The sequence below is a fragment of the Anoxybacillus sp. ST70 genome (assembly GCF_019553625.1).
Taxonomy (GTDB): domain Bacteria; phylum Bacillota; class Bacilli; order Bacillales; family Anoxybacillaceae; genus Anoxybacillus; species Anoxybacillus gonensis.
On sequence record NZ_JAHZOF010000053.1, the window covers coordinates 1 to 247 of the forward strand.

1 rRNA gene is annotated in these 247 nt (G+C 57.1%); it reads left to right on the forward strand.

Annotation, left to right across the window (positions count from 1 at the left end):
* Window positions 1-247, forward strand: a 16S ribosomal RNA gene (locus K1I43_RS15560); the annotation flags it as partial.

The following is a 247-nucleotide window of genomic DNA, read 5'->3' on the forward strand; positions in this document are numbered from 1 at the left end:
CGAGCGGACGAATCAAAAGCTTGCTTTTGGATCGTTAGCGGCGGACGGGTGAGTAACACGTGGGCAACCTGCCCTGTAGACGGGGATAACACCGAGAAATCGGTGCTAATACCGGATAACACGAAAGACCGCATGGTCTTTCGTTGAAAGGCGGCGCAAGCTGTCGCTACAGGATGGGCCCGCGGCGCATTAGCTAGTTGGTGAGGTAACGGCTCACCAAGGCGACGATGCGTAGCCGACCTGAGAG